26 protein-coding genes and 2 tRNA genes are annotated in these 25,568 nt (G+C 35.3%); 16 read left to right on the plus strand and 12 right to left on the minus strand.

What is annotated here, in order from left to right; genetic code table 11:
- The first annotated feature begins 11 nt into the window (after nucleotides 1-11).
- Genes rlmKL through BI291_RS16275 form a run of 4 tightly spaced genes read left to right on the plus strand, consistent with a single transcriptional unit; the run spans nucleotide 12 to nucleotide 6,085 of the window.
- A complete protein-coding gene (rlmKL, locus tag BI291_RS16260) occupies nucleotides 12-2,162 on the plus strand; it encodes a bifunctional 23S rRNA (guanine(2069)-N(7))-methyltransferase RlmK/23S rRNA (guanine(2445)-N(2))-methyltransferase RlmL (RefSeq protein WP_074500099.1) in 2,151 nt (716 codons plus the stop codon).
- Nucleotides 2,163-2,405: a glutaredoxin family protein gene (locus tag BI291_RS16265; RefSeq protein ID WP_074500101.1), complete on the plus strand. Its 243-nt coding sequence runs from the start codon at nucleotides 2,163-2,165 to the stop codon at nucleotides 2,403-2,405.
- A complete protein-coding gene (locus BI291_RS16270) occupies nucleotides 2,396-4,312 on the plus strand; it encodes an ABC transporter ATP-binding protein (protein ID WP_074500104.1) in 1,917 nt (638 codons plus the stop codon). The genes BI291_RS16265 and BI291_RS16270 overlap by 10 nt, the downstream gene beginning before the upstream one ends.
- A 24-nt stretch (nucleotides 4,313-4,336) precedes the next feature.
- Nucleotides 4,337-6,085, plus strand: a complete 1,749-nt coding sequence (locus tag BI291_RS16275) for a DUF3466 family protein (RefSeq protein ID WP_074500106.1) — start codon at nucleotides 4,337-4,339, stop codon at nucleotides 6,083-6,085.
- Between the two features lie 354 nt (nucleotides 6,086-6,439).
- On the opposite strand, the gene gap is transcribed toward BI291_RS16275, so the two are convergent.
- Entirely contained in the window at nucleotides 6,440-7,435 is a 996-nt protein-coding gene (gene gap / locus BI291_RS16280; protein ID WP_074500108.1) for a type I glyceraldehyde-3-phosphate dehydrogenase, read from the minus strand.
- 251 nt (nucleotides 7,436-7,686) lie between these two features.
- On the opposite strand from gap, the gene gndA reads away from it, so the two are divergent.
- Both gndA and msrB read left to right on the plus strand, forming a co-directional pair.
- The gene (gene gndA, locus BI291_RS16285) at nucleotides 7,687-9,207 is read left to right on the plus strand and encodes an NADP-dependent phosphogluconate dehydrogenase (protein ID WP_074500110.1); all 1,521 of its coding nucleotides are present in this window, start codon (nucleotides 7,687-7,689) and stop codon (nucleotides 9,205-9,207) included.
- A 1-nt stretch (nucleotide 9,208) separates the two neighbouring features.
- Nucleotides 9,209-9,589, plus strand: a complete 381-nt coding sequence (gene msrB / locus BI291_RS16290) for a peptide-methionine (R)-S-oxide reductase MsrB (protein ID WP_074500113.1) — start codon at nucleotides 9,209-9,211, stop codon at nucleotides 9,587-9,589.
- Nucleotides 9,590-9,608: 19 nt separating this feature from the next.
- Here the strand turns inward: msrB and BI291_RS16295 are convergent, their stop codons facing one another.
- Nucleotides 9,609-10,415, minus strand: a complete 807-nt coding sequence (locus tag BI291_RS16295; protein ID WP_083602140.1) for a DUF2989 domain-containing protein — start codon at nucleotides 10,413-10,415, stop codon at nucleotides 9,609-9,611.
- A gap of 154 nt (nucleotides 10,416-10,569) precedes the next feature.
- Here BI291_RS16295 and BI291_RS16300 point away from each other — a divergent pair, with 154 nt between their 5' ends.
- A complete protein-coding gene (locus BI291_RS16300) occupies nucleotides 10,570-12,018 on the plus strand; it encodes a glyceraldehyde-3-phosphate dehydrogenase (protein ID WP_074500117.1) in 1,449 nt (482 codons plus the stop codon).
- A 115-nt stretch (nucleotides 12,019-12,133) separates the two neighbouring features.
- Complete coding sequence (locus BI291_RS16305; RefSeq protein ID WP_074500120.1) at nucleotides 12,134-12,331, plus strand: hypothetical protein; 198 nt, start codon at nucleotides 12,134-12,136, stop codon at nucleotides 12,329-12,331.
- A 17-nt stretch (nucleotides 12,332-12,348) separates the two neighbouring features.
- Here BI291_RS16305 and BI291_RS16310 read toward each other — a convergent pair whose 3' ends face one another.
- From BI291_RS16310 to BI291_RS16335, 6 genes are all read right to left on the minus strand, one after another.
- Nucleotides 12,349-12,681, minus strand: coding sequence for a TusE/DsrC/DsvC family sulfur relay protein (locus BI291_RS16310; protein ID WP_074500122.1), 333 nt, complete (start codon nucleotides 12,679-12,681; stop codon nucleotides 12,349-12,351).
- A gap of 2 nt (nucleotides 12,682-12,683) precedes the next feature.
- Nucleotides 12,684-12,962, minus strand: a complete 279-nt coding sequence (locus BI291_RS16315) for a DsrH/TusB family sulfur metabolism protein (protein ID WP_074500125.1) — start codon at nucleotides 12,960-12,962, stop codon at nucleotides 12,684-12,686.
- 4 nt (nucleotides 12,963-12,966) lie between these two features.
- Entirely contained in the window at nucleotides 12,967-13,329 is a 363-nt protein-coding gene (gene tusC, locus BI291_RS16320; RefSeq protein WP_074500128.1) for a sulfurtransferase complex subunit TusC, read from the minus strand.
- Nucleotides 13,326-13,703 carry a sulfurtransferase complex subunit TusD gene (gene tusD / locus BI291_RS16325; protein ID WP_074500131.1) on the minus strand — a complete coding sequence of 126 codons (378 nt, stop codon included), beginning with the start codon at nucleotides 13,701-13,703 and terminating at the stop codon, nucleotides 13,326-13,328. Before tusD ends, tusC begins: the two co-directional genes overlap by 4 nt.
- Before the next feature lie 65 nt (nucleotides 13,704-13,768).
- Nucleotides 13,769-14,437 (minus strand): Bax inhibitor-1/YccA family protein, encoded by a 669-nt coding sequence (locus BI291_RS16330; RefSeq protein ID WP_074500133.1) that lies wholly within the window; start codon nucleotides 14,435-14,437, stop codon nucleotides 13,769-13,771.
- A 132-nt stretch (nucleotides 14,438-14,569) separates the two neighbouring features.
- The gene (locus tag BI291_RS16335; protein WP_074500136.1) at nucleotides 14,570-15,166 is read right to left on the minus strand and encodes a DNA-3-methyladenine glycosylase I; all 597 of its coding nucleotides are present in this window, start codon (nucleotides 15,164-15,166) and stop codon (nucleotides 14,570-14,572) included.
- 150 nt (nucleotides 15,167-15,316) lie between these two features.
- On the opposite strand from BI291_RS16335, the gene BI291_RS16340 reads away from it, so the two are divergent.
- A tRNA-Ser gene (locus tag BI291_RS16340) sits at nucleotides 15,317-15,407 on the plus strand.
- A gap of 115 nt (nucleotides 15,408-15,522) precedes the next feature.
- Nucleotides 15,523-15,613, plus strand: a tRNA-Ser gene (locus tag BI291_RS16345).
- On the opposite strand, the gene BI291_RS16350 is transcribed toward BI291_RS16345, so the two are convergent.
- The 3 genes from BI291_RS16350 to BI291_RS16360 are packed head-to-tail and all read right to left on the minus strand — an operon-like array spanning nucleotide 15,605 to nucleotide 17,918.
- Nucleotides 15,605-17,212, minus strand: a complete 1,608-nt coding sequence (locus tag BI291_RS16350) for a recombinase family protein (RefSeq protein WP_074500138.1) — start codon at nucleotides 17,210-17,212, stop codon at nucleotides 15,605-15,607. The two genes, BI291_RS16345 and BI291_RS16350, sit on opposite strands and share 9 nt — an antisense overlap.
- A 3-nt stretch (nucleotides 17,213-17,215) precedes the next feature.
- On the minus strand, nucleotides 17,216-17,431 hold the full coding sequence (locus tag BI291_RS16355) for a hypothetical protein (protein ID WP_074500140.1): 216 nt from the start codon (nucleotides 17,429-17,431) through the stop codon (nucleotides 17,216-17,218).
- A gap of 43 nt (nucleotides 17,432-17,474) precedes the next feature.
- Nucleotides 17,475-17,918 carry a recombinase family protein gene (locus tag BI291_RS16360; protein ID WP_074500143.1) on the minus strand — a complete coding sequence of 148 codons (444 nt, stop codon included), beginning with the start codon at nucleotides 17,916-17,918 and terminating at the stop codon, nucleotides 17,475-17,477.
- A gap of 528 nt (nucleotides 17,919-18,446) precedes the next feature.
- On the opposite strand from BI291_RS16360, the gene BI291_RS16365 reads away from it, so the two are divergent.
- Entirely contained in the window at nucleotides 18,447-18,749 is a 303-nt protein-coding gene (locus BI291_RS16365; protein WP_074500145.1) for a hypothetical protein, read from the plus strand.
- Here the strand turns inward: BI291_RS16365 and BI291_RS16370 are convergent.
- On the minus strand, nucleotides 18,746-19,060 hold the full coding sequence (locus tag BI291_RS16370; RefSeq protein WP_074500148.1) for a hypothetical protein: 315 nt from the start codon (nucleotides 19,058-19,060) through the stop codon (nucleotides 18,746-18,748). The two genes, BI291_RS16365 and BI291_RS16370, sit on opposite strands and share 4 nt — an antisense overlap.
- Before the next feature lie 223 nt (nucleotides 19,061-19,283).
- On the opposite strand from BI291_RS16370, the gene BI291_RS16375 reads away from it, so the two are divergent.
- The 5 genes from BI291_RS16375 (at nucleotide 19,284) to BI291_RS16395 (ending at nucleotide 25,325) form a co-directional block, all read left to right on the plus strand.
- The gene (locus BI291_RS16375; protein WP_074500150.1) at nucleotides 19,284-20,003 is read left to right on the plus strand and encodes an NYN domain-containing protein; all 720 of its coding nucleotides are present in this window, start codon (nucleotides 19,284-19,286) and stop codon (nucleotides 20,001-20,003) included.
- Between the two features lie 4 nt (nucleotides 20,004-20,007).
- A complete protein-coding gene (locus BI291_RS16380; protein WP_139302647.1) occupies nucleotides 20,008-20,595 on the plus strand; it encodes a hypothetical protein in 588 nt (195 codons plus the stop codon).
- A gap of 15 nt (nucleotides 20,596-20,610) precedes the next feature.
- Nucleotides 20,611-21,555, plus strand: coding sequence for a hypothetical protein (locus BI291_RS16385; RefSeq protein WP_074500155.1), 945 nt, complete (start codon nucleotides 20,611-20,613; stop codon nucleotides 21,553-21,555).
- A 204-nt stretch (nucleotides 21,556-21,759) separates the two neighbouring features.
- The gene (locus BI291_RS16390; RefSeq protein ID WP_074500158.1) at nucleotides 21,760-23,013 is read left to right on the plus strand and encodes a putative phage abortive infection protein; all 1,254 of its coding nucleotides are present in this window, start codon (nucleotides 21,760-21,762) and stop codon (nucleotides 23,011-23,013) included.
- The gene (locus BI291_RS16395) at nucleotides 23,013-25,325 is read left to right on the plus strand and encodes a DUF262 domain-containing protein (RefSeq protein ID WP_074500161.1); all 2,313 of its coding nucleotides are present in this window, start codon (nucleotides 23,013-23,015) and stop codon (nucleotides 25,323-25,325) included. Before BI291_RS16390 ends, BI291_RS16395 begins: the two co-directional genes overlap by 1 nt.
- Nucleotides 25,326-25,568: the final 243 nt, after the last annotated feature.

The raw sequence follows: 25,568 nt of genomic DNA on the forward strand, positions 1-25,568 counted from the left end.
TGGAACCCTGTATGGAAATCAACTCTACACAACAATTTTTAGCATTAACGTCACCTGGTATTGAAATACTATTAGCGCAGGAGCTTAGTTCACTTGGTGCAGAGAATGTCGTACAAAAACCTGAGGGTGTTTATTTTTCAACGTCAATTTCGCAGGCTTACCATATATGTTTATGGACTCGATATGCTTCAAGAGTATTATTACAGTTGTCTTCTAGTGATGCGGATAATAAAGAAACATTGCATCAAGCTGCTAGTGAAGTTGCTTGGTCAGAAGTCTTTGAAAGTGATACAAGTTTTGCGGTTGATTTTGTCGGTAAAAGTAGTGAAATAAGAAACAGTCAATTTGGTGGTTTAACGGTCAAAGATGCCATTGTAGATCACTTTCGCGATAGTGGCTTAGCTCGTCCAAATGTTGATAAGTATCAGCCAGAGATAAGAATTCAAGCAAGATTGCTAAAAGGGCAGGTGCGCTTTTATCTTGATTTTTCAGGTCGTTCATTGTTCCAGCGTGGTTATCGTGAAACTACGGGTGCTGCACCCCTTAAAGAAAATCTTGCCGCTGCAATTATCACGAGAAGTGGTTGGTTAGACAATCAAAACAAACCCTTGATTGATCCAATGTGTGGTTCAGGTACGTTATTGATTGAAGCCGTGTCGATGGCCATTGGTTGTGCTGCAAATATTCGTCGTGAAAACTGGGGCTTTGCGCATTGGTTACAACATAATGAACAATTATGGCAAACACAATACGACCAAGCTTACGAAGCAACAGAAGAAGCACTTAAGCAGTTTAATGGGAAAGTTTATGGATACGATTCAGACGGGCGTGTTCTAAAAGCAGCAAAACAAAATGCACGTAACGCTGGGTTTTCAGATTTTATCGAGTTTACCGAAGCAGATGCAAACCACTTAACAAATAAATTTAGTGAAGATGGACATATTGTATTCAATCCACCTTATGGTGAACGGATAGGTGAATTACCCGAGCTTGTTGAAACATTTGTTCATTTAGGTCAGTCATTTAAAGAAAATTTTGATCAGTGGAAAATAGCAATTTTCACTGCGAATACGGAATTACTAACACTATTAAAGTTGAGTAGTAAAAAACGCTATAAATTTAAAAATGGACCTTTAGATTGTCAACTTGCTTGTTATGACATCAATGATAAACAACGAGAAAAAGATCAAATAACGCCTCAATCTGATTTTGATGGTAAAGACTCAGCGTTTGCTAATCGCTTATTAAAAAATCGTAAGAACCTAAAAAGCTGGCTTAAAAAAGAACACGTTGAATGTTATCGCCTTTATGATGCTGATATTCCAGAATACAATGTAGCTGTTGATGTATATGGTGATTATCTTGTTATCCAAGAATATGCCGCACCTGCAAATATTGATCCTAGTAAAGCCGCAAAACGGTTGCAAGAAGTGCTTTACTTTGCCCCTAAAACACTCAATGTACCGGCTGATAAAGTCGTTATTAAAACCAGAGCAAAACAAAAGGGCACTAATCAGTATCAAAAATTAGCACAGAAAAAACAAGCCATTACGTTAACTGAATATGGTGCGAAATTTTCAATTAATCTATGGGATTACCTTGATACAGGGCTTTTTCTTGATCACCGAAAAACACGCCAGCTTGTTGCAGAAAAAGCAAAAAATAAATCATTGTTAAACTTGTTTGCTTACACGGGTTCTGTGTCTGTTCAAGCGGCATTGCATGGTGCTAAATCAATTACAACCGTTGATATGTCAAATACTTACTTATCTTGGGCACAAGAGAACTTTCGCCTTAATAACTTATCGGGTGAACAGTACCAGTTTGTTCAAGCAGACTGCTTAGCCTGGCTAAAAGAAAATAAACAATCGTTTGATGTTATTTTTATCGATCCGCCAACATTCTCAAATTCAAAACGTATGGAAGACAGTTTTGACGTACAACGAGACCATGTAGATGTGATACGCGATGCCCTTAATTGCTTAAGTGAAAATGGTGAAATTATTTTTACCAATAATAAACGCAACTTTAAAATAGATCACGAAGGCTTATCGGCATTAGGTTTTACTGCAAAGAATATTTCTGATCAAACACGTGATAAAGATTTTCAGCGTAATAAACATATTCATAACAGTTGGCTAATTACGCGAGCATCTAAATAAATGCAGGCTGAATATTATTTATATAGTAGTGAAGGCTGTCATTTATGTGAGCAAGCGTTACAGATGTGTAACCCTTTTATTGCAAATGGAAAGCTAAGTGTGATTGATATTGTTGAGCAAGAAGAACTTGTTGAACAGTACGGGGTTCATATTCCTGTTTTAGAACGATTAGATAACGGCGAAAAACTTTACTGGCCATTTACACCACATCAAATAAATGAATTAATAACAGAATGGAATTAATAAGAATTACACAAGGCGAATTAGCTTTTGGTACTGATAGCATACTCGATCATGCTGAACTAAGAATAAAGCAAGGTGAACGTGTTTGTTTAGTTGGCCGCAATGGTGCTGGTAAATCATCATTATTAAAAATTATTAATAAATCGCAATTACTTGATGATGGTGAATTTGTTATATCAAATGATGTTCGTGTCGCCATGCTTGAGCAAGATCCGCCTGAATCATGTGATATGTCGGTTTTTGACTATGTTGCACAAGGTATTGCCGAAAATGCGGAGCTGATTCAGCAATATCATCACTTAATTGCGGTTATTGCAGAATCACCATCAGAAGCAAACTTAGAAAAACTTTCTGTCATTCAACAAGCACTTGAACAAGCCAATGCTTGGCAAGATGAGCAACGTATTGAGCAAGTATTAACAACGTTAGCTCTTAATGCTGAAAGTAAAGTCAGTGAGCTATCAGGGGGATGGTTACGCAAACTTGCTTTGGCAAAAGCGTTAGTATCAAATCCTGAAATATTATTACTAGATGAGCCGACCAACCATTTAGACATTAACAGTGTGTTATGGCTAGAGCAATTCTTAAAAGAGTTTAAAGGTACTATTGTTTTTATTAGCCATGACCGAGCATTTATTCGTCGTTTAGCAACACGAATTGTTGATTTAGATCGTGGTAAACTCACCAGCTACCCAGGGAATTATGATGTGTATGTTGAACAAAAACAGCATGATTTACAGGTTGAAGCACAACAAAATGCACTTTTCGATAAAAAATTAGCTGAAGAAGAAGTGTGGATAAGACAAGGTATAAAAGCGAGAAGAACTCGCAACGAAGGTAGGGTTAGAGCACTAGAAAAGCTTCGAAGCGTTCGAAAGCAGCGCCGAGAATTAACGCATCAAAGTGATATGAAAATATCAACAGGTGAGCGTTCGGGCAAGTTAGTGTTTGAATCCGAGCAATTAACCATTGCTTTTGACGATAAAGTGATTATTAATCAGTTAGATTTATTAATTACTCGTGGCGATCGGTTAGCGTTCATTGGTGCTAATGGCACAGGTAAATCAACACTGATCAAGTGTTTAATGGAGCAATTAACGCCAACTAAAGGAAAAATGCGTAGCGGTGTTAATCTAGACATTGCTTATTTTGATCAGCATCGCGAGGCGTTAGATCCCGATAAAACTGTGCAAGATACCGTAGCAGACGGTAAGCAAGATGTTACGGTTAACGGTCGAACTCGACATGTTTTAGGTTACCTTCAAGACTTTTTATTTAGTCCTAAGCGGGCAAGAACCCCCGTTAGAGCTTTATCAGGTGGCGAAAAAAATAGATTATTACTTGCACGGTTATTTTTAAGACCAAGTAATTTGTTGATTTTAGATGAACCAACCAATGACTTAGACATAGAAACTTTGGAATTATTGGAAGAAGTCGTTGCAAATTATGCAGGAACCGTTATTTTAGTCAGCCATGATCGCGATTTCGTTGATAATTGTGTCAATGCTTGTTTGTACTTTGATGGTACCGGCAACATTACCCAGATTGTGGGAGGATATGATGATGTTGAACATTATGTTGCACGTGTTGAAGCTTCTCGTAAAGCTCATCATGGCAACGAAGATAATACACATCATTCCGTTACAAAAGATAACAGTCAGCAAGAACAACCAAAGCAAGCGGTTAAAAAGAAATTATCGTATAAAGATTCAAGAGAGCTCGACGCTTTACCCGAGCTTATCGATAATTTAGAAAATGAGATAACAGAATTACAAGCACAAGTGAATAAAGGTGATTTTTTCACGCAAGAACAAAACGTCACGCAGAAAATATTGAACCAGCTTGAAGAAAATGAGTCGAAACTCGAAGTTGCCTATGCAAGGTGGCAAGAATTAGATGAAATATAGAAATCAAAAGAGTTAAGTAGTTACATGAAAACATTGGTAAGATCGGTCTTAACACTCAGCATTAGTAGTGCATTAGCCCTAACAACGGCACAAGCAGCCACTTATAAAATTATTGATAAGGGTGCTGCAGATAAATTTAAATTTACGTATTCTCAACAAGAAAATAATGTTGGCCAAATGGCTATATCAGCAACAGATGCTTATAATTTTCCTGTTCAGTTTCAGTATTTTGACGAAAATGATTACGATAACATTGTTCTTTCTGCAGAACGTAGTCATGAATTAGTCAGCGGTATCAATGATATTGAAGATGAAACTGCTTTACGAAATGGTAACCCAACAGCCAATGATTTGTTTTGGGCGATTTATTACTTAAAAGACACCCAAAAAAGCAGTTTGTTCTATCAAAAGTACGGCGATATTGTTGCCATGACAAATTCTGGCCAAGAGTCCACAGAGTTTACTGTTTTTGATGTCAACTTTGATGGTACTGATACCTTAACGCGATCAACCGTTGATTATATTAATGGCATAACTGATCAAGGTTGGGTGTATGGCAACGGCTCTGCGCCATTCTTACCGGTTGATTTTACTGATTCAAATGATAACGAAGTAACGTTATGGTTAAGTGAATTCACTACGCGTGGCTTCTTATCCACTGATGGTGGGAACTCAATTATTCCTATACTACCGCCAGAAACAACTTATGGTGGCGAGTCTGCAGTGTTAGATATCAGTAATAACGGCATTGCGGTAGGGTACGCAAGTACCAGTATTGTTGAAGATATTGTAGAATTGATAGAAAGTGAAGATGGAGGTTGTCGCGATCCTGAGGTTTTAGACGATCTACCTTTTGAAGCTTGCGTGCAATTACGTGCCAATGGCATGTATAACAACGAAGCGTTTAAATGGAATTTAGATGTCAATGGCGAAGTATCAAAAGAAGCCTTAGGCTTGTTAGTGACCCCACACCCCGATGACACAAGACAACATATCAGTATTGCACAAGCGGTAAATAGCCATGGTGTTGCTGTTGGCTATGCCACGGGTTGGCAAGATGAAACGGAAACCAACCCAAGTGAAAATGAGCGAACCAGCTTATATGCGGTGGTTTTTAAAGACGGTGTAGTAAAAGACTTTACTGAAGATCATACGGAATACTTTGACTCAAGAGCTTATGATATTAATGATGCAGGTATTGCTGTCGGGCATGCAACCACTTTAAGTAATGGCTCTTATCGTAAAAAATTCTATTACGTAGATACTAATCAGGAAAACCCTCAAATGGTACTACCACAAGATTTTTTTACCGGTTCTTCTAGTTCAGCTCGAGCAATTAATGAGCATGGCATTGTAGTAGGTCAAGGTGAAGTAGAAACGCACAATGATAGCTCATCAAACCCTCGCCGAACTCACGGTTTTATGTACGATATTAATACCGATACCTTCACGAATTTAAATGAATTATTATCATGTGACTCTCCATATACCATTATTGAAGTGAGAGATATTAATGAAAATAATGAAATTTCGGGCTCTGCTGTAATAAAAGTGGAACGACGAGATGCGAAAGGTAACATAATGTATGATGAAGATGGTGACGCATTGACAGAAGATGTTGTACGAGCGATTAAAATGCAACCTATTGCTGGTGAAATCGAAGATTGTGCAAAAGTCGTTGAAGATGTTGAACGTAAAGGTGCAAGTACAGGCATTATCAGTTTAATGCTGTTAAGTTTATTAGGTTTTGCAAGACGCTTTACTAAAAAGTAATTGTTTGATGTTTAATGTTGTGAAAAGCGCTATATTTAGATAGCGCTTTTTTTGTCCAAAAATTTAATCATGTGCTCAGTCAAGGTTATCTAGGGTGTTGAAATTACGGGTTGTCATTTAATGCATTTAATAGAATTGGTATAAGTAACTCTTTTTGCGTTTATTGTTAATTCTTTTTAACTTCATATCAATTAATGTAGAGCAGTCAGCACTTTTCGCTTAGCATTGCTGAGCCTTGTTTAAAGTGTTGAACGGTAGGGAAACCTAAAATAGTGCAAGGAAGGAAATATTTACGTTGTATGATGTAGCATTACTACATCATACAAAATCATGATATAAGCCGTAAAAGCTTAATTATTCAGAGATAAAAGCAACTAAGTCTAATACTTTTGTTGAATAACCAATTTCATTATCATACCACGATACAACTTTAACGAATGTATCTGTTAAGGCAATACCAGCACCTGCATCAAAGACAGATGTACATGTTTCACCTATGAAATCGTTAGATACTACTTGATCTTCTGTATAACCTAACACGCCATTTAATTCGTTGTTTGCAGCATCTTTCATTGCTTGGCAAATTTCTTTATATGAAGCGGGTTTTGCTAAGTTAACTGTTAAGTCTACAACTGAAACATTTGGGGTAGGTACTCTAAAAGACATACCTGTTAGTTTGCCATTTAATTCTGGAATAACTTTACCTACAGCTTTAGCTGCGCCGGTTGAAGAAGGAATAATATTTTGGCTGGCACCACGGCCACCACGCCAATCTTTAACGGAAGGTCCATCAACGGTTTTTTGTGTCGCTGTTGTTGCGTGTACCGTTGTCATTAGGCCATCAGTGATACCCCATTTATCATTCAATACTTTTGCAATTGGCGCTAAACAATTTGTTGTGCAAGACGCATTTGATACAATGTCTTGCCCTTGGTAACTGTCATTATTCACACCCATTACAAACATTGGTGTAGCATCTTTAGACGGGGCAGACATGACTACTTTTTTAGCGCCTGCTTCAATATGCTTGCGAGCTGTTTCGTCCGTTAAAAATAAACCTGTTGATTCTACAACAACATCTACGCCAATCGCATCCCATTTTAAGTCTGCTGGGTTGCGCTCAGCTGTTACGCGAACCGCTTTACCATTAACGATTAATTGGCCACCTTCGACATCAACAGTGCCCTTAAAGCGGCCATGCGTAGAATCATACTTTAACATATAAGCCATGTATTCAACGTCTATTAAGTCGTTGATACCCACTATTTCAATGTCATTTCTCTCTGCTGCTGCTCTAAATACGAAACGGCCAATACGGCCAAAACCGTTAATACCTACTTTAATCGTCATAATAATTCCCAAAAAATGATAATGTAGTAAAATTACATCATTTGAGAAAAAAAACAAGAAAAAGTTATATTTTAGTAAAAACAACTCGGGTTAACGTGAATTTAATTACAGATAAATAAAAATATACTACATTTTTAAAAAATATCGCTAAATAGGCTAGGAACTATTAAAAATACCGTGATAAAATGTACTGCAAAGTATAAAAAAATAATGATTCTTAACATTTATATTAGCGACCCTCTGGAAATTACATGACACAAGAACAACAACTTTGCGATATAGGATTTATCGGGCTAGGCGTAATGGGTAAAAACTTAGTGTTAAACCTAGCTGATAATGGTTATAGCATTGCTGCATTTGACCTAGACCACGAAAAAGTCAAAGAAGCTATCGCACTTGATAAAGAAGAAAACACCTCTGAAGTGGCACGAGTAACGGGCTGCTTTTCTTATACAGAGCTACTTTCTAAACTTAAGGCTCCGCATCTTATTGTGCTATCTGTACCTGCAGGTGAGCCTGTTGATCAAGTCTCAGAAAGCTTAATTGGAGCTGGCATACAGCCAGACGACATAGTAATAGATACCGGTAATAGCTTATGGGTAGATACAGTTGCACGTGAAGAAAAGTATAAAAATAATTTTATTTTGTTTTCTTCAGCAGTATCAGGTGGTGAAGAAGGTGCACGATTTGGTCCATCTTTAATGCCAAGTGGCTCACCATATGCTTGGACACGAATCAAGCCTATTTGGGAAGCTATTGCCGCTAAAGTTGATCCAAGTACAGGAAAACCTTTAGAAAGAACAAAGCCTGGACAAATTGTTGAGTCAGGCGATCCTTGTACAGCGTATATTGGCCCTGCTGGAGCAGGTCATTATGTTAAAATGGTACATAACGGTATTGAATACGCTGACATGCAAATAATTTGTGAGGCATATCACGTGCTTCGTAATGGTTTATCGTTACCTACCGAAGAAATTGCGGATATTTTTGCAAAATGGAATCAGGGCCCGCTAGATAGCTATTTAATGGAAATATCCGTTGATGTGTTACGTCACAAAGTTGATGGTGAACCTTTAGTTAATTTGATTTTGGATACTGCCGGCCAAAAAGGAACAGGACTTTGGACTGCTGTTAGTAGTTTACAAGTAGGAGCACCGGCACCAACAATTTCACAAGCGGTATATGCACGTTCAATATCTTCTTTCAAATCACTGAGAGAACAGGCAAGTGAAATTTTAACCGGGCCTGTACAAAAACATTATTCTGATGAAGAAAAAGCAACCTTTATTAATGAACTTCATGACGCAATATATTGTGCTAAAATTTGTGCATATGCGCAGGGTTTTCAATTAATGAAACAAGCTGAGAAAGAGCACGGTTGGAAGTTAGATTTTGCCAGTATAGCTAAAATATGGCGTGCAGGCTGTATTATTCGAGCAGTATTTTTACAATCTATTACTGATGCATTCGAGCGCAATGATGACTTAGAGAATTTATTATTAGATGAATTCTTTGCTAAACAACTTAATGAAAATCAGCAGTCTTGGCGTCATGCAATTGCGAATATTACCTTAATGGGGATTCCTGCTGGGGCGTTATCTTCTGCGTTGTCTTATTACGATTCAATGCGATCTGACGTATTACCAGCTAATTTACTGCAAGGGCAGCGTGATTATTTTGGTGCACATACTTTTGAAAGAGTAGATAAACCTAAAGGTAAGAAATATCATGTGCAATGGTCTACTGATACCAAAGAGATGATAAAGGTATAATATGAAAACTGACGACGAATATAAAAAGCAGCTATCACCTGAAGCCTTTAACGTTTGTCGTCAAGGGGCGACCGAAATGCCTTTTTCGGGCAAGTATAATGATCACTGGCAAAAAGGTGTTTATCATTGTGCTTGCTGCGAACAACCTTTATTTGAGTCAACAGCAAAATTTAATGCCGGTTGCGGCTGGCCGAGCTTTTTCCAAAGTATTGAAAATCAGGTTAATTATTTGCCTGATCATACACATCATATGGTCAGAACCGAAATTCAATGTAAACATTGCCAGTCACACTTAGGGCATGTATTTGAAGACGGTCCGCAACCAACGGGCAAACGTTATTGTGTTAATTCATTAAGTTTAAACTTTATTGCTGATCAGTAACGATAATTGCCTATTGTTGTTAAAACTTCGGCGCAATAAATTGTAATGATTCAATTTTATTGAGAGTTGCTTCAGCCACTTGATCTAAAAATTCATAATCTAAATCATGGGTTGCAATATAATTTTCTAGTGCATTATGATTTAGCACTGGATCTTCAGGGTCATAAAGACTTAGTACCTTTAACCAAATATAGGCTTGCTTAGCTTTATTTTTTTTCGCAAAAATTGATGATAATGATTTAAATACCTCATCATTAATATCGGTACTATCTTCTAAAAGCTCTAGTGATCTAAACAGTAGTTGTAATGTTTTCGTCGGATCTCTTTTTATATAATACGTGGCTAATTCATATTGAGACTCTGATGTTTCAAGCGCTTTAGTTCCTTCTAACGCTAAAAATTTTTCAAGTGCTTGTTCGTCAAGCTCTCTTGTCCAATGATAATATAACAGGCGAGGGTGTTCTGAGCCTTTAGTGCTTTGGGTTAATTCTTCTATTCTTGCTCGCGCCAGTATCATATTATTAATGCGGCGTGTTTTCTTTTCTTTTAACTTTATATGTTCAATTTTTGCTGCATGCGAAATACACTTCTCATAACCTTCGTAAGCAATTAGTTGATTAAATTTTGGTAAGTCATTATTTGGTGATAGTTTTGCTTCCACGTTAGCGATTCCTACCGCAATTCGCTCACGTTTACACCAAGAATCTTCAGTAAATTCTTCACAAATTTCAGGGTTTTCTTTACATAATGCGGCAAAATTAGGGCCAGAATCACAGGCAGAAAGATATAAAAAAGCTGTAAAAACAACTAGGTAACGAATTATCATTGGTAAATCCATTATGTTGCGACAAATATTATGTAATCTATAGAGAAAACTTTCATATTCGATTACAATACGCGCCGCAATTCACTATTATTAATTAACACTATAATTAATAATAGTACGTGGTTCAATTGACTGAAATAAAAAGGTTTAAGCAATGACTTCTCATTTAGAGGAACAGTATCAAACAAGTTGGCTAGAACGCCAAACTTTCGCGGAAAACATGCAACCTATTATAGGGCAGCTATTTCGTAATAAAGGTATAGAAATCACCGTTTATGGTCGTCCTTTGGTAAATGCTTCTGCTATTGATATTATCAAAGCGCATAAGTCGGTAGCGTTACATGAAGAAAGCAAACTTAGATTGCGTGAAAGCTTTCCTTTTATTGAAGCATTAACAAAAATGTCTTTAGCACCTGCCCGCATCGATGTTGGTAAACTTGCTTACCGATATTTATTTAAAGGTGAGGCCAATGGTGTATCAATTGAACAATTTCTTGAAAAAGAATTAACTCAGATTTGTAAAAACGTACAAGAAGAAGAGCCACGTGATGTTGTACTTTACGGGTTTGGCCGTATTGGTCGTTTGCTTGCTCGTTTATTAATAGAACGTACGGGGCCAAGCTCTAAACTACGTTTACGTGCTATTGTTATTCGTCCGGGTAAAGATGGTGATTTAGCAAAGCGTGCAAGTCTATTACGCCGTGATTCTGTACATGGTGCATTCAACGGCAGTATTACTATCGATGAAGAGCATAATGTAATAAAGGCAAATGGTGCTTTTATACAAGTGATTTATGCGAAATCACCCGCCGATATTGACTATACTAAATATGGAATTAATAACGCTTTAGTCGTTGATAACACGGGTATTTGGAGTGACGAAGAAGGTCTTGGCCAACACTTGCAATCAAAGGGTACTTCAAAAGTATTATTAACAGCCCCTGCAAAAGGTGATATCAAAAATATCGTTTACGGTGTAAACCAAGATATGATCTTGGCGAAAGATAAGATTATTTCAGCAGCAAGTTGTACAACCAATGCAATAACTCCTGTTTTAAAAGCACTAAATGATCGTTTCGGTATTAAAAATGGCCATGTTGAAACAGTACACTCTTATACTAATGACCAAAACTTAATCGATAACTATCATAAATCACCTCGTCGTGGCCGAAGTGCGCCGTTGAACATGGTGATCACGTCTACGGGTGCAGCAAAAGCAGTTGCTAAAGCTTTACCAGAATTAAAAGGTTTATTAACAGGTAATGCGATTCGTGTGCCTACGCCGAATGTTTCAATGGCGATAATGAACCTAAATTTAAAAGAAACAACAACAACTGAAGAGTTAAATGATTATTTACGTAATATTTCTTTAAATTCTGATCTACAAAACCAAGTAGATTATACCGCTTCAACTGAAATTGTTTCGACTGATCTCGTGGGCTCTCGTTATGCTGGAGTGGTTGATTCACAAGCAACGATTGTTGAAGATGACCGAGCAGTTTTATATGTTTGGTATGATAATGAGTTTGGTTATAGCTGCCAGGTTGTTCGTGTAATGCACGAAATGGCAGGGATCAACGTACCTACATTACCGAGTAAATAGTTGATTGTTATAGATTTTAAAATAGGCGCTTAATTGCGCCTTTTTTAATCAAGAAAATTAAGTTACAGTCGATAAAGAAGGGGTTATTAAACGTAGTCGTTAGAAGAGAGGTTTTATGTCAATAACAATTTCAAACACGGTTGATGCTGTTCAACAAAATACCACTAAAGGCGGTGGTGTTATTGTGGCTAAGAAAGCAAATGATCAACAAGCGTTAGAAGGACAAATGGCGTTAAAATTAATTGAATCGAGCGTCATCAACACGCAAACTCCAGTAGGAAATAGCGGCCATAATATCAATATTAAAGCTTAAATAATAAACGTTCTACGTTAAATACAGCGTGCAGGTTTAGGTAAGCCTGCATACTTTGTTGCTTGTTTTGCTGGCCCATCCGGGAATAACCGATACAGATAACGACTATTTGCTTTCTCTTCACCAAACTCAAGCTTCATCGCTTTGGTTAAAGCACGAATTGCTGGTGATGTGTTGTATGTTAGGTAAAACTCACGTACAAAACGTATGACTTCCCAATGGTTTTCAGACAAATTAACACCATCTTTTGTTGCTAATTGACTTGCGATACTCTCATTCCAATCATGCACATTTAATAAATACCCTTGTTCATCTAAATCAATTGCTTTGCCGTTGAATTCAATTGTCATTGCTAAGTCCAGGTAATATTATTTGTATGCTTAAATAGTTGTTTTGGTAGTTGTTTAGCGGTTATTTCCATTACGCCTTCTGGTACGGTTAACCCTCTTGCTTGCATGTGCTCTGTCACCACGAAAATACGGTTTGTTGAAAGAGTGGCTAACCATAGGATATTAACGTTGTAACAGCCATCATCCATTAAAATAACGTCATCATCTACACTAACGAGTGATTGATAATGATCAAAATTGTTATTTAACGCAGATCCTCTAATTAAATGTAATGTCGACATAAGATTAAAAATTCAAAATAAAGTGGTGTTGTTTTAAAGAAGCGGCAAATTCTGCTTCATCTAATAGTGTTATACCCGCTAAGCTTTTTACCGCTTTTAATCCACGCTGTACTAAACTTTGTTGGCAGACATAAATGTGTTCGATATCGTAAAAAGCAAACGCCTCAAACGTTTTTAAAAAATTCTTAATGCCAAGTATCTCGGGTTGAGTGCCATCAACTAACTGCCAAACACCATCTCCATGAAAATATAAACAGGTAGGTTGTTCATAACTTCCCATAATCAATGCAATATCTAACGAGTCTTTTGCCGAAGAGTCGCTAAATGGTGCAGTTTGGTTAAGGATTGCTAATGTTTTATTTGTCATAATTGCACTACTTTATCAGCGTTATTCATTAACGAAACTAATTCACCGAGCCCAGAAGGTTGGAAGCCATCTTGTAGGGTATCTTTTGCAGGTTGGCCATTTTGAAGGTAACAGGTTAAACCAAAACGCTCAGCGGCGGTGCTACATAAATGCATGGGAATTTTACTTTCTTGAGCAAATGTACTCCAGCTAACTGCTATATTAACCTCATCACTGGCAATGTCGATATTACGAGCAGCATTAAGCACTCCAGATTGATAAAAAAATACACCTATCACGTTAAACTGTTCTTCAGCATCTTTGACAAACTGCAATGCAGTTTTAGTTAAATGACTAGTTGGTGGAGTAGTAATTATAACCGCAATTTTTTTCACATTAACCTCATAAAAAAAGCCTCGTTAAACGAGGCTTTTCATTATAAACAAATTTTCAGACAAATTTAATCGTCGCCGCCAAATGCACCTAATAAATGTAATAGGCTAGTGAAAATATTGTAGATATTAAGGTATAAACCTACGGTTGCACGAATATAGTTAGTTTCGCCACCGTGAATAATTCTACTGGTATCAAATAAAATCAAACCAGACATTATCATAATAATGGCTGCACTTAATGCTAATGACAATGCAGGAATTGCAAAGAAGATATTTGCAATGGCTGCAACAATAACAACAAGTAGGCCAACCATTAAGAAGCCGCCCATGAATGAGAAGTCTTTCTTACTTGTTAATGCATAACCAGATAAAGCAAAGAAGATCAGGGCTGTACCACCAAGTGCTTGCATTATCATGCTACCGCCATTTGCCATTGACAGGTAGTAGTTAAGAATAGGGCCTAAAGAGGCACCCATTAAACCTGTAAAAGCAAATATCCAAAAGATACCGCTTGCTTTGTCAGCTTGTTTATTAACAACAAACAGTAAACCGAATGCAACTAATGTCATGACTAAGCCAGCCATATGAGACAAGCCCATGGCCATAGAAACACCGGCAGTAACGGCACTAAAAGCTAAGGTCATTGACAATAACAAGTAGGTGTTCTTCAACACTTTGTTGATTTCAATCGCAGAGCTTCTGCTCGCCGTTTGAAAACTCATATCAGGTCTCATATATATTCCTCTAAGAACTTTTACGTTGTAATTTTAAGATAAGGCCAAATTTAAGAAGTTCAAGTTAAATATCTTCTTATTAACACCTTGTGACATATTATGACATACGAATTATAAATTGCTATCGCTTTTTTACTGATCAAAGCTATCTATTATTTGTTGCTTTCGATAACAGTTCACACTGTGGTCGTTAATCATGCCGCATGCCTGCATATGAGCATAACATATTGTTGAACCAACAAATTTAAACCCTCGTTTTTTTAAATCTTTACTAAAAGCATCAGACTCTGCTGTTGTTGCGGCATAATCTTGTAATGTAATAGGGCAGTTAACAATGGTTTTATGATTCACAAATTGCCATTGATATTGACTAAAGCTACCAAACTCGCCTTGAATCTCAATAAATCGTTGAGCATTATTAATAGTCGCTTCGATTTTTTTTCTGTGTCGAATAATGCTTGTATCTTGCACCAATCGATCAACATCGTCTTCGCTCATTTTAGCGACAAGCACCACATCGAAATTGTGAAATGCTTTTCGATAACCCTCTCTGCGTTTTAAAATAGTGTACCAACTAAGCCCTGCTTGTGCTGACTCAAGTGTTAGGTATTCAAATAACTTAACGTCATCATAAACAGGTACACCCCATTCTTTATCATGATATTCAACGTAATCAGGTTTGGTTTCATCGAGCCAAGGGCATCGACATTGTGGTTGTGTTTCAGACATTATTATTATCTTCAATTGTGTATTGTGGTTGAATGCTATGCAAAATGATTAAATTTTTAGCAAACAAGCAACCTTAGTGAAATTAACCCTTTACAAGCGGGTAGGGACACTTTAATATTCGCCCCGTCTTTAAGCAAGACATGTTTTTCAGGTGAGATGGCTGAGTGGTCGAAAGCACCGGTCTTGAAAACCGGCAAGGGTTTGTAGCCCTTCTAGGGTTCAAATCCCTATCTCACCGCCATATATAAAAGCCTCGCGAAATCGAGGCTTTTTACTTTAAAAAAACATGTAAAAATGCTTTACAACAGACGAGCGAATTATTACTATTCGCACCGCTTTTATAAAAGCGAATATTTGGTGAGATGGCTGAGTGGTCGAAAGCACCGGTCTTGAAAACCGGCAAGGGTTTGTAGCCCTTCTAGGGTTCAAATCCCTATCTCACCGCCATATTGATATGAGGCTGGGCACTCCTTCGGGGTTCCCAGCCTTATTGTTTGCAACGTTTGCTAGTAGCGGCAAATGTCCGCCTCTTATCTCAACGTTATCTTTGTAGACTGTTATATCTTTTACCAAAGCTAACAATAATGCCTTTGTTGCTTCTGTATTGCCGCCTAATAAAACTTTATTGCAAGAACTAACAAAGTTTTCTATATGGTTACGACCAAAGCGCATGATCGGTAAGGACGTTTTTTTGTCTAGTGCATCAATAGAGGCTTCAATATCACTAAGCTTTTCCTCGTAGACTTTTAAGTGACGTTGAATCATTGTTGACGTACCTAGTTTCTGGTTTGCTATTTCACTGATTAATGACGAAACCTGACTATCTACGTTGTTCCACTTACGTTGCAAATTTGCTTTTTTCAGAGCGTTCTTATTTTTCTCTGCTGCAAGAAGGGATTTAAGCTCCTGATAGTTATCCTCAATGAAATCTGCTGTAAATATGTTTTCAGTTAAAGCACTAAGCACTGCTTTTTCTATTTTTGCTCTAGGCAAATTTGGGGTGTTACATACATCTACCGAATGCTTAATTTTATCTCGGCATTTATAGTAGTCGTATCGACCTCCTTTCCCAGTGTTAATGACCATGTTACAGCCACAGCAGCCACATTTAATTATGCTGGTCAGTAATTTGGGCGATTCAACTGCTTTGTTTGAAGAGTCAGACTTATTTGGGGCACGACTTTTTAGTAACTTGTTGACTGCTAAGTACGTATCTTTCTCAATGATTTTCGGTACAGGTATAATAACTACATCTTTATTCAAATCCTTTCTTGTTCTATTTTTGCCATAACGTCTTTCACCATAATAAGTAGTATCGGTTAATATCGTATGTATAGCGTTTGGGGTCCATCTAGCTCCGTTCTTGAATATCTTTTTCTTATTTAAGTACGCTGCAATTTTCTTTACGCCGTAAGAGCAGCCTGATTCACCATTCTCAGCCAAAGAAAATATCTTTTTTACAACTTCGGCATTTTCGGGGTGCAAAGCATATACTTTACGCTTTTTGCTGCCTTCAAAGTCAGGTGCATCTATTGTCTGGTAGCCAAAAGGTGGTATAGCTCCTGTAGCATAGCCTTGCTCTGCTACGCTATTTAATTTTACTGCTGATTTTTTACTATTTTTTCTACTGAAGGTTTCGGCAAAAATGCCATTTATCCCTTTCATGATAAAAGCATCATCTGCGTCCTCAGGAATTGATTCCATAAAGTAAAATAGTTTTACGCCATTTCGTTCAAGTATCTTTTCTGCGTTATATCTTGTCGCTTCGTTACGACTGAATCGCGTTGAATCATAAACAGCAACCAAATCAACATCTATTGCTTTGGAATCTATATCATTCAACATCATATCAAATTGCTGTCTTTTACCTTTGAATGCAGATACTCCAGCGTCTTGATAGACTTTTATAACTTCGTGACCATTTTCTTCTGCCCACTTTAATAGGGTGGCGAGTTGGTCATCTAGAGACATATTTTCTTTTACTTGAGTAAGCGTACTAACTCGTATGTAAATAACAATCTTCAAAAACGTTTGTAAAAATGCCATTATTTACTCCTCAGTTTTTCCGTTTAAGTGCTGTTTGTATTTTGTTTGGTTTTGAGCCAAGTTTTTCGAACTTTCAATTTGTTCAAAACAATCAGTAGTTATTTCGGCAATGTTTTGCTCAACGAGCCGCCACCTCAATTTAGTAAAATCTTTTAGCGGAATGTTTTTAAAGCGTATGACTGCTTTATGTTTTCCTATACTTATTGTTAATTTCTTCATAATGAGTCCTCTAAACCAACGTAAGAGCAGAGCGCTCTATATCTCAGTGCTTATTTTTTTGAAGACCTTGCCATAAGCAGCTAAAACAAATGGTTTTTTCTTTGGAAATTGGTACGCCTGACCAAGAATCACTCAAAGAAATAGTTTCTATATCAATAGTGTCAGTCATACATTTGTACCAGTCATAAACAACTAGGTTTCTAGTAATTCTGGTGGTGCTACAAACAACAATGTATCTAGCAAACAATTCAAAACGATCTAAAGTGTCAATCATTTCCGTTAAGCCGGGAGGTCGCTCATGTGTGCCAGATACAGCAGCATCTTGGTATCTGCCCACGACTTCGCAGTCGTTATATCTAGCCCAATAGTTGATAGCTTCAAATTGCTGCTCAATAGAGCCGCACAAAGAGTTGGTTGTATCTAAGCTGTTAGTTCTTGCGTAGGCCAAAATTGGTATTGGTAAAGATGTGTTTTTTGATTTTTTCATTTGAGTCACCATTCTGATATGAAAGTTAGAACTTACATTTAAGTTAAGAGTAATAATTTTCAAAAATCAACGGGCAATAAGGCGGTAACTCTATGATTAATAATCATTAAAATATATGTCTGTTAATTTTTAATTAAATAAATCTGGATACATACAGCGTTGTAAATATTAATAAATATCGTCAGTAAATATTTTTATAAAAATTATCTAATGTTAGTTTTAAGAGGTTTTTTAATACTATGAGTGATAAGAGGGGACTTTTTTAATATCAAAAGGTTTGTGGTTTGTTACACTTTTATTCTAAATTACTAATTTATAATTATTTATTGCTTTATTATTTATTTTTGTCTTCCTTTTTACTTAAAGTTTTAACCTAATCAAATGGTTAAATATGAAATAAAGACTACTTAAAACAACAGGTTCATTAAGTTTTTTAAGCTAGGTCATTAAAACCATAAGAGAGAGTGATTTGATTTTTTGCTGAACATGGTTAAACGTTAATGGATAAATGTTTACTGAGGAAAGTTTATGAGCAAGTCAAATTACCTAACACCACATGAAGAAAGATTCGAATATTGGCTAAAAGATAACATGCCATACCTTTCAAAATTATGGGACTTTACAGAGGCTAGATATGAAAAAGAACTGGTTGATAACTTTCTTGGCGTTTGCTCTTCTAGTGAAGCCATAATGTGCTGTTTTGCAATTCAGGTGTGGACAGGTGGTTTAAATATAGAATATGAATTCAACCTGTTTCGAGCAATGCGTGTGCTTGGCGACAAAGAAATCAAGGTTATTCAAAAGTGGGTAGCAGAGCCTTGGTTCTGCTAATGTAGTGTTGTTGGCGATTGGTTCAGTATTTCAATCTCTTGGGGGCTAAACCCATTTCTAAGCAGTTCAAAATTAGAAAAAGCCACCTTACTTTTAATGCCTTCTCCAACTAGCTTATAAATGCTTTTAGAAGCGGTAATAACAACATGATTTACAATATCAACTCTGGTTATTTTTGAACTACAAACATAATCACCTGTGTAGAACCGATAAGTTTGGTCATCTTCTACAATACCCCAAAGAACATCACCTATAACTGTTTCTGCGTCAAAAACTTCTACGATTTGCCAATCTTTTACGTATGTTTCCATAAGTTACTCACTGTCTTTAGTTTTTGTTTAGATTAGCTATAACCGGGTTAAAAACATAGCGAAAGCGTGGATCTAATCCCAGCTTTTTTGCAGTTTAGTGTTAAGAAGTAGTTAACACAGTTTAAAACATGAGAAAACCGATTGATTTTATTGGAAATAGTTTTAAAAGAATGTCAGTTTGTGGCATAAAGATAAGGTGGAAAATTGATAAAAGGACGTATAGTTGAAAGAAAAGGAAAAAATAGCACTATTTATTGATGCTGATAATGCGCCAGCTAAGAAAATCGATGTGATACTTTCTGAGTTAGCTCGTTATGGCGTTGTTAATATAGGTAAAGCTTATGGTAATTGGAAAAGTCCATGTATTCAGTCATGGGAAGAAGTTCTTCATGAATACGCAATTCAACCTATACAACAATTTGATCTGACCAAAGGTAAAAATGCCACAGATATAGCGCTTGTTATAGATGTAATGGACACTCTTTATACAAAAGACGTAGATATTATTTGTTTAGTTTCTTCCGACTGTGATTTCACACCTTTAGTAACTCGTGCTTTGGCTGACGGTAAATTCGTGATCGGTTTTGGTGAGCGTAAAGCTCCAACTCCTTTTGTTAATAGTTGCTCTAAGTTTCTATTCGTTGACGAAGTAAATAGTAACTCTAAAGTTGAACCAATCACTGGTCAAAAGTTAAAAAGGGATACAAAGCTGATTACATTAATAAGACAAGCTATTGAGTCGGTGGAAAACGATGATGGATGGGCGCAGCTAGGAACCATAGGGCAACATATTTCTAATCAGGCATCATTTGATCAGCGAAATTATGGTTATAAAAAGCTGAGTGATTTAATCTCAGCGATTGATTTATTTGAAATGAAACAAACGCATGGTTCATCTACGTGGGTAAAAGATAAAAGAAGAGCGGTAGATGTCAGTGAATAGATTAATGAAAGAAATTGAATTACCAATCACTCAAACCGTTTCAGCAACATTAGAAATTGATAGCGAAGGAAATATCGTTAACGAGATTGGTTATATCGTTAATGATGAAATTTCTAAAAACATGCTTATTTGTAGGTCTAATGGCGGTAAAGTTTTGTACGCAACTACATCTTTAGAGCAAGAAATTGAAAACTTTCTTTTGAATTACTTCATGGGGCCATTCATTGAAGAAGATCCAAGAAGAACCATACTTGAAAACGAGCTTTTAAAGTCTAATAAGTTGACGTTATCAAATAAGAAAGAATTGCTTTTTAATATCTTAAATTCCAGAAGCTTTATTAAAGGAAAAGAAAAAGACCAATTAAATCAGCAGTTAAAAGCGATTATAGATTGGAGGAACGCATTTGCTCATGGAAAAGTAACTCATAATACTAAAGCAGGGTGCTTGTTAAAGTATTACTCTGGAGGTCAAAAGGAATATGAGCTTAATGACAAGTTTTGGCATACATTGGTAAGTGTTTTCGAAAGCTCAAATTTACTCATTAAGAAAGCAAAAGAGAATATGCTTAATAAGTTATATTCGTCTAATTAAAAGCGAAAACAATAAATGGAACTTACTTATTTAATATTGGGCATTGTATTTACAGCAGTAATATTCGGTCAAATTGCTCATTTTAGTAGTGTCAGTAAAATTAAAGCTCTTAGAAAGTTTTTCATGTCGATTACTGCTGGAGATATAGCGGCTAATATCATGTGGCTTTGTATATTGCTGCTGAGCATATCTTATGGATTTCAGAAAGTTTTTAATGATGAGGTAAGTGAAACTAGTATATTAATTCAGCCATTATTTTTATTGATAATGTTAACCGTAATCATACTTGTTTTAACCCAATACAATTTACACGAATTTGTAAAAAATAAATGGAAAATTATTACTCCGATAGCAACTTTTGTAGGCATTGCTTTTAGTATCTATGTTAATGTATATGTTGACGCAGAAATTTTCAGATACACTCAACTAAACGCCAATAACTTTCCGAACGCTCAAAAATTAATTTTCTTTTGCTTAGCACCGTTTTTCGCAATCATATTTTCATTATATGGAATATTAACGTTCTATTTTTTTCATGCTTTTCATATTTTTATCAAACAGATAAGAAATTTTAATTACTTGAATAGTCTGATTAGAAATATTGTTTATGTAATAAGGGGAGAAAAAATTAATAAGGAGCAAAACAACGATGAAAAGGTTGATGTCGCACTTCTCATTGGGCTTATTGTTCTAATATTTGTCTTACCTAATATGTTGAGTAGCTTTGTTAGTGAAAAGCATATTGATCTTGACAAAATTATTGCAGATACATTGGTTTTCAGTTCCTATCATGTAAAGGGTTATGAGAGTTGTGACAATATTATTGATGAAACAATTATTATCTCTTTCATTAAAAATAATCAAATATCTGCTGTTAAACCTATTGAAAAAAAGGGATACAGATTCTTTGTTGACAATTGTGAAAGAAAAGACACATTTAAGTTGCCTAATAATAACTAATCACTAATAAAACCTAATGTATTAAAATTTTAGCTTGGTGCCTTATAGTTTTCATAACTAAAGGAGTAGATATCACTTAAAGTTGTTAACGTAATGTTGATTTAATTTTAAAATATTTAATGAATAAGAATATTTTTCTTTTTATTAATTAATAAGTTGCATTTCTTTTTTAGAAAGGGGTTAATGCTACATATAAGTACAAGGATGGAAGATGGAAGCAATACAACGATGAATATGCTAGCTATTCTAAAAAAAGAAACCGTCATCTCAACTGTAATAATTACGGGGTTATTAACTGCATTTACAATTATTATAGCGTTTGCATGGAATGAAAGCTTTTTTAACACCGAAGAAGTTATTAATTCAGAAAAGTTTGCACAATTAGGAGATTTTATAGGTGGTGTAGTAGGCTCTCTTTGGGCACTGGCAGGGGTCTTTTTGTTTTATAAAGCTCTAACTGAACAAAGAGTGGACTTTAAAAACAATAAAGATACATTGCAGTTGCAAGTCTCTGCTTTAAATCAACAAATCGAAGAGTTCAAGCTAAATCGTGAAGAGCAAAGGTTAAGCCGAAAGGTTTACGAAGAACAAAGTAAGACTGCAAAAATTCAACAGTTTGATTCAAGTTTTTATTCATTATTGAATGTATACCTAACTATTAAAAATACCCTAAGTCACCAGAACCCTGAGTATTTTAAGCAGCTCACAGATAAATTGGAGTCTTTCTATGACGAAAATGAACTTTGCTTAATTAAAAGACATGTGTCATTAGTTTCTGGTTTTATAGATATTTACAATAATGAAAGAGAGGCACTGTCTCGCTATTTTAGAGCTTTTTATAGGTTGATAATCATAATTGATTCATCTAAGGCTCTGACGGAAGAGGAAAAGTACTTTTATGCTAAAATTTTACGCGCACAGTTATCTGATTATGAACTTGTGATTTTATTTTATAATTCATTTACTTTCTTAGGTAAGAAAACTCAAAATTTCGCGTTAAAGTACAATATTTTTAAACACCTACCTCTTTTAAACTTGCCGTCATTAAAAGAATATCAATCTAAACAAGACGATCATGTTCTAATGGTTTTGGTAGATATTTTATGCAAATTTATGATGAAAAATATCCCACTTTTCTATGATGTTACATTTGAAGAAAGCAAGATTGAAGAGGAATTTAATGAGCTGGGTATAATCCTTGGGGTGTACTTTAATGACGGAATCGAAATTAAGATTTATACAAATTTAGATATAAAGGAAAATAAAATAAATCTTAGTGAAGATGAATTAATTAGGTTCATAAAACTATTTTTTTATGAATTTGTTATTTTTAAAACTTATTTAGTTGAGAAAGTCATAGTTATTGAAGAATCCAAAATAGAATTTGCAGATAAAAAAGCGTTTTGCATAGCCATAAATACAGAAGAGTTAATTAGTTTAAATGAGGACAAGTTTTAATGGATAAAACAACCAAAGCAGATCAATTTAGGGATGTATTTCAAGACTCTCTTAAAATTACTTCCAGAAGTCTATCTGTTAAAACTCTTTTAAGCGAGAGGAATTTAAGGAGAATTAATTACAGTCCTTATTATCAAAGAAACTATGTATGGGATAATGAAAAACAGTCTTTCTTTATAGAGAGTGTAATCTTGGGAACTGAAGTTCCGCCTTTAATTCTATTTAAAACGGGTACAAAAATAGAAGTTATTGATGGGCGTCAACGTTTTGAAACTTTAAAAAAGTTTAAGGAAGGTGATTTTTCCCTTTCTTCCAAAGGACTTAAAGAGCTTGAAAACCTTTCTCGAAATAATTTCATAAAGTTACCAGAATTTTATTCAAGAACTTTTCTTGACTCTAATATTCGAGTTTTTGAGTTTGAAGTTATCAATCATCCAAATTTAAGTGATGACATAATAGATAAAGTAAAGAAAGAAATATTTAGGCGATATAATACTGGCATTACACCTCTTACAAGAGATGAGCTAGACAATGCTAGATATGATACTGATGAATTCTCAGATTTGTTTAAAAGTAAACTGCAAAATGATAACTCTTTTTATGAGAGTTTTAACAATTGTTTTTTCCCTAAAGCTAAGTTAGATAATAATCGTGCGTCAATAATATCCCAAAATTTAGATATTATCCGAAAATACAGAATTCTTAACCAATTTCCAATAGCTACGTATGCTAGTGCTACTGATAGGGCCGCTATTACAAATATTTTATATGATTTCACCAATAACAGTTCGCAAGATATTAATGAAGAGTTTCAAAACTTTAGTAGACTAATTTTAAATGTTATTGATATCCATAAATCAAAAGCGATGGAGGAGTATCGTAGTAACAAGCTAATATTCGAAACAATTTTATGGGCAATGTCAATTTTAGAGTTAGAGCAACTAAGTTATACATTCAATACTGAAAAGTTTTCCATTTTTCTAAAAGAAAATATTTCGCGATACTCTGCCGAATTTTCACACTATTACGGAAATACTATTGCGAGGTATGAATCTACAGCTAACTTTATTTCCAAAGAATTGGACTTTGACTTTACAAGGTATATTAGATCTTCTGATTTCAAGAAAGACCTCAAAGAAAAGAGACAAACAGCAGAAGAAACTGAAAAATCTATAGCTGAGTTGTCTAATCTTCGACTACATAAGCCTAATCCAACATCTATTGATATTGATGAGATTAGAGGTGATTTAAAACATAGTAACTATTTATTACGCCCAACATATCAGCGTCAGGAAAAAATCAGTCATTTAAAAGCCTCTTCTATTATTGAAAGTATATTGCTAGGTATAAACTTACCTCCTATTTTTGTTTTTAAGCGTAAAACAGGTATCAAGGAAGTCGTTGACGGGCAGCAACGACTTTTATCTATACTAGGCTATTTGGGAGAACCATATACTGATGAAAATGGTAAGTTATCATTCTCCAAAAACAATAACTTTAAATTGAAAGGTCTGAAGGTTTTAGAAAACCTAGAGGGGAAAAGGTTTAGTGACTTAGAAGAACATTTGCAGGATAAGATCCTAGACTTTGTGATTGATCTAATAATTATTGACGAGTTAAAAAATGAGTCATTTGATCCAATAGATTTATTTATCAGGCTAAATTATAAACCTTACCCGATTAAACCAAACTCATTTGAAATGTGGAATTCCATAATAAGTATGGACGTAATAAAAGGGATTAAGGAAATTGCTAATTCTAAACATTCTTCATGGTTTTTCCTAAGAGAAATAAAAGAAGGAAAGCCTGATCGCATGTTAAATGAAGAGTTAATTATTTCTTTAGTCTATATGTACTTTAATAAAGATAAAGAACGAGTCATTGGTTTCTTCCCTAGGCAAAAGACTATTACATGTCGATTAAAGGATAAAAAAGGCTTTAGTGAATTTCTTTTTAATCTTGAGTCAACAGCAGTTGAAAAATATGATTTTCTTAGAGCAATTTCCATAACAAAGAAATTAATTGAACTATTGAATGAAGTATTTGATGGGGCGACCAAGCAGTCATTCAATCAATATTTAAATATTAGTGGTAGTAATTACTTCCGTAGATCACTTCAAGATTTTTACGTTATTTGGTTAATTCTAATACATGCATCAGAAGATAAAGTTAGGCAAAATAAGGATAATTTTAAAGCTGATATTAGAGAATTGTTGACAGAAAGACTCAATCCTGAAGATAAAGATATTACTGATGATTATATAGCTGGATTTTTTGCTCATATTGATGAGATAAAAAATAAGTATGAATAAGTCAATTTTAATTAATTCGTAAATTTTGTACGCCATCACATGCTTAGTGCTTTATGTAGGCACTAAGCATGTTGTACAACTACGGACTTAAATTAATCTAATGGCAATTTTATTGAATAAAACCAGTGCCCATACTCATCCCATTCCTCCTGTCCACTTCCCTTAAACTGAGACAGACATAATTAGAGTTTTCTGTAATGATTAATGCAGGAGACAACTATGAAAAAATCACGCTATACAGAA

It is taken from the genome of Thalassotalea sp. PP2-459, from assembly GCF_001913705.1.
In the GTDB taxonomy this organism is placed as follows: Bacteria; Pseudomonadota; Gammaproteobacteria; order Enterobacterales; family Alteromonadaceae; genus Thalassotalea_C; species Thalassotalea_C hakodatensis.

Coding starts and splice junctions, on each gene's coding strand:
- tusC (WP_074500128.1), bottom strand. CDS start 13,329: ATGACAAATAAAACATTAGCAATCCTTAACCAAACTGCACCATTTAGC.
- BI291_RS16380 (WP_139302647.1), top strand. CDS start 20,008: ATGAAAGAAATTGAATTACCAATCACTCAAACCGTTTCAGCAACATTA.
- BI291_RS16370 (WP_074500148.1), bottom strand. CDS start 19,060: ATGGAAACATACGTAAAAGATTGGCAAATCGTAGAAGTTTTTGACGCA.
- BI291_RS16270 (WP_074500104.1), top strand. CDS start 2,396: ATGGAATTAATAAGAATTACACAAGGCGAATTAGCTTTTGGTACTGAT.
- BI291_RS16350 (WP_074500138.1), bottom strand. CDS start 17,212: ATGGCATTTTTACAAACGTTTTTGAAGATTGTTATTTACATACGAGTT.
- BI291_RS16305 (WP_074500120.1), top strand. CDS start 12,134: ATGTCAATAACAATTTCAAACACGGTTGATGCTGTTCAACAAAATACC.
- BI291_RS16365 (WP_074500145.1), top strand. CDS start 18,447: ATGAGCAAGTCAAATTACCTAACACCACATGAAGAAAGATTCGAATAT.
- BI291_RS16295 (WP_083602140.1), bottom strand. CDS start 10,415: ATGATAATTCGTTACCTAGTTGTTTTTACAGCTTTTTTATATCTTTCT.
- BI291_RS16265 (WP_074500101.1), top strand. CDS start 2,163: ATGCAGGCTGAATATTATTTATATAGTAGTGAAGGCTGTCATTTATGT.
- BI291_RS16310 (WP_074500122.1), bottom strand. CDS start 12,681: ATGACAATTGAATTCAACGGCAAAGCAATTGATTTAGATGAACAAGGG.
- BI291_RS16390 (WP_074500158.1), top strand. CDS start 21,760: ATGGAAGATGGAAGCAATACAACGATGAATATGCTAGCTATTCTAAAA.
- BI291_RS16385 (WP_074500155.1), top strand. CDS start 20,611: ATGGAACTTACTTATTTAATATTGGGCATTGTATTTACAGCAGTAATA.
- gndA (WP_074500110.1), top strand. CDS start 7,687: ATGACACAAGAACAACAACTTTGCGATATAGGATTTATCGGGCTAGGC.
- rlmKL (WP_074500099.1), top strand. CDS start 12: ATGGAAATCAACTCTACACAACAATTTTTAGCATTAACGTCACCTGGT.
- msrB (WP_074500113.1), top strand. CDS start 9,209: ATGAAAACTGACGACGAATATAAAAAGCAGCTATCACCTGAAGCCTTT.
- BI291_RS16355 (WP_074500140.1), bottom strand. CDS start 17,431: ATGAAGAAATTAACAATAAGTATAGGAAAACATAAAGCAGTCATACGC.
- BI291_RS16300 (WP_074500117.1), top strand. CDS start 10,570: ATGACTTCTCATTTAGAGGAACAGTATCAAACAAGTTGGCTAGAACGC.
- BI291_RS16275 (WP_074500106.1), top strand. CDS start 4,337: ATGAAAACATTGGTAAGATCGGTCTTAACACTCAGCATTAGTAGTGCA.
- BI291_RS16315 (WP_074500125.1), bottom strand. CDS start 12,962: ATGTCGACATTACATTTAATTAGAGGATCTGCGTTAAATAACAATTTT.
- BI291_RS16335 (WP_074500136.1), bottom strand. CDS start 15,166: ATGTCTGAAACACAACCACAATGTCGATGCCCTTGGCTCGATGAAACC.
- gap (WP_074500108.1), bottom strand. CDS start 7,435: ATGACGATTAAAGTAGGTATTAACGGTTTTGGCCGTATTGGCCGTTTC.
- BI291_RS16395 (WP_074500161.1), top strand. CDS start 23,013: ATGGATAAAACAACCAAAGCAGATCAATTTAGGGATGTATTTCAAGAC.
- BI291_RS16360 (WP_074500143.1), bottom strand. CDS start 17,918: ATGAAAAAATCAAAAAACACATCTTTACCAATACCAATTTTGGCCTAC.
- BI291_RS16330 (WP_074500133.1), bottom strand. CDS start 14,437: ATGAGACCTGATATGAGTTTTCAAACGGCGAGCAGAAGCTCTGCGATT.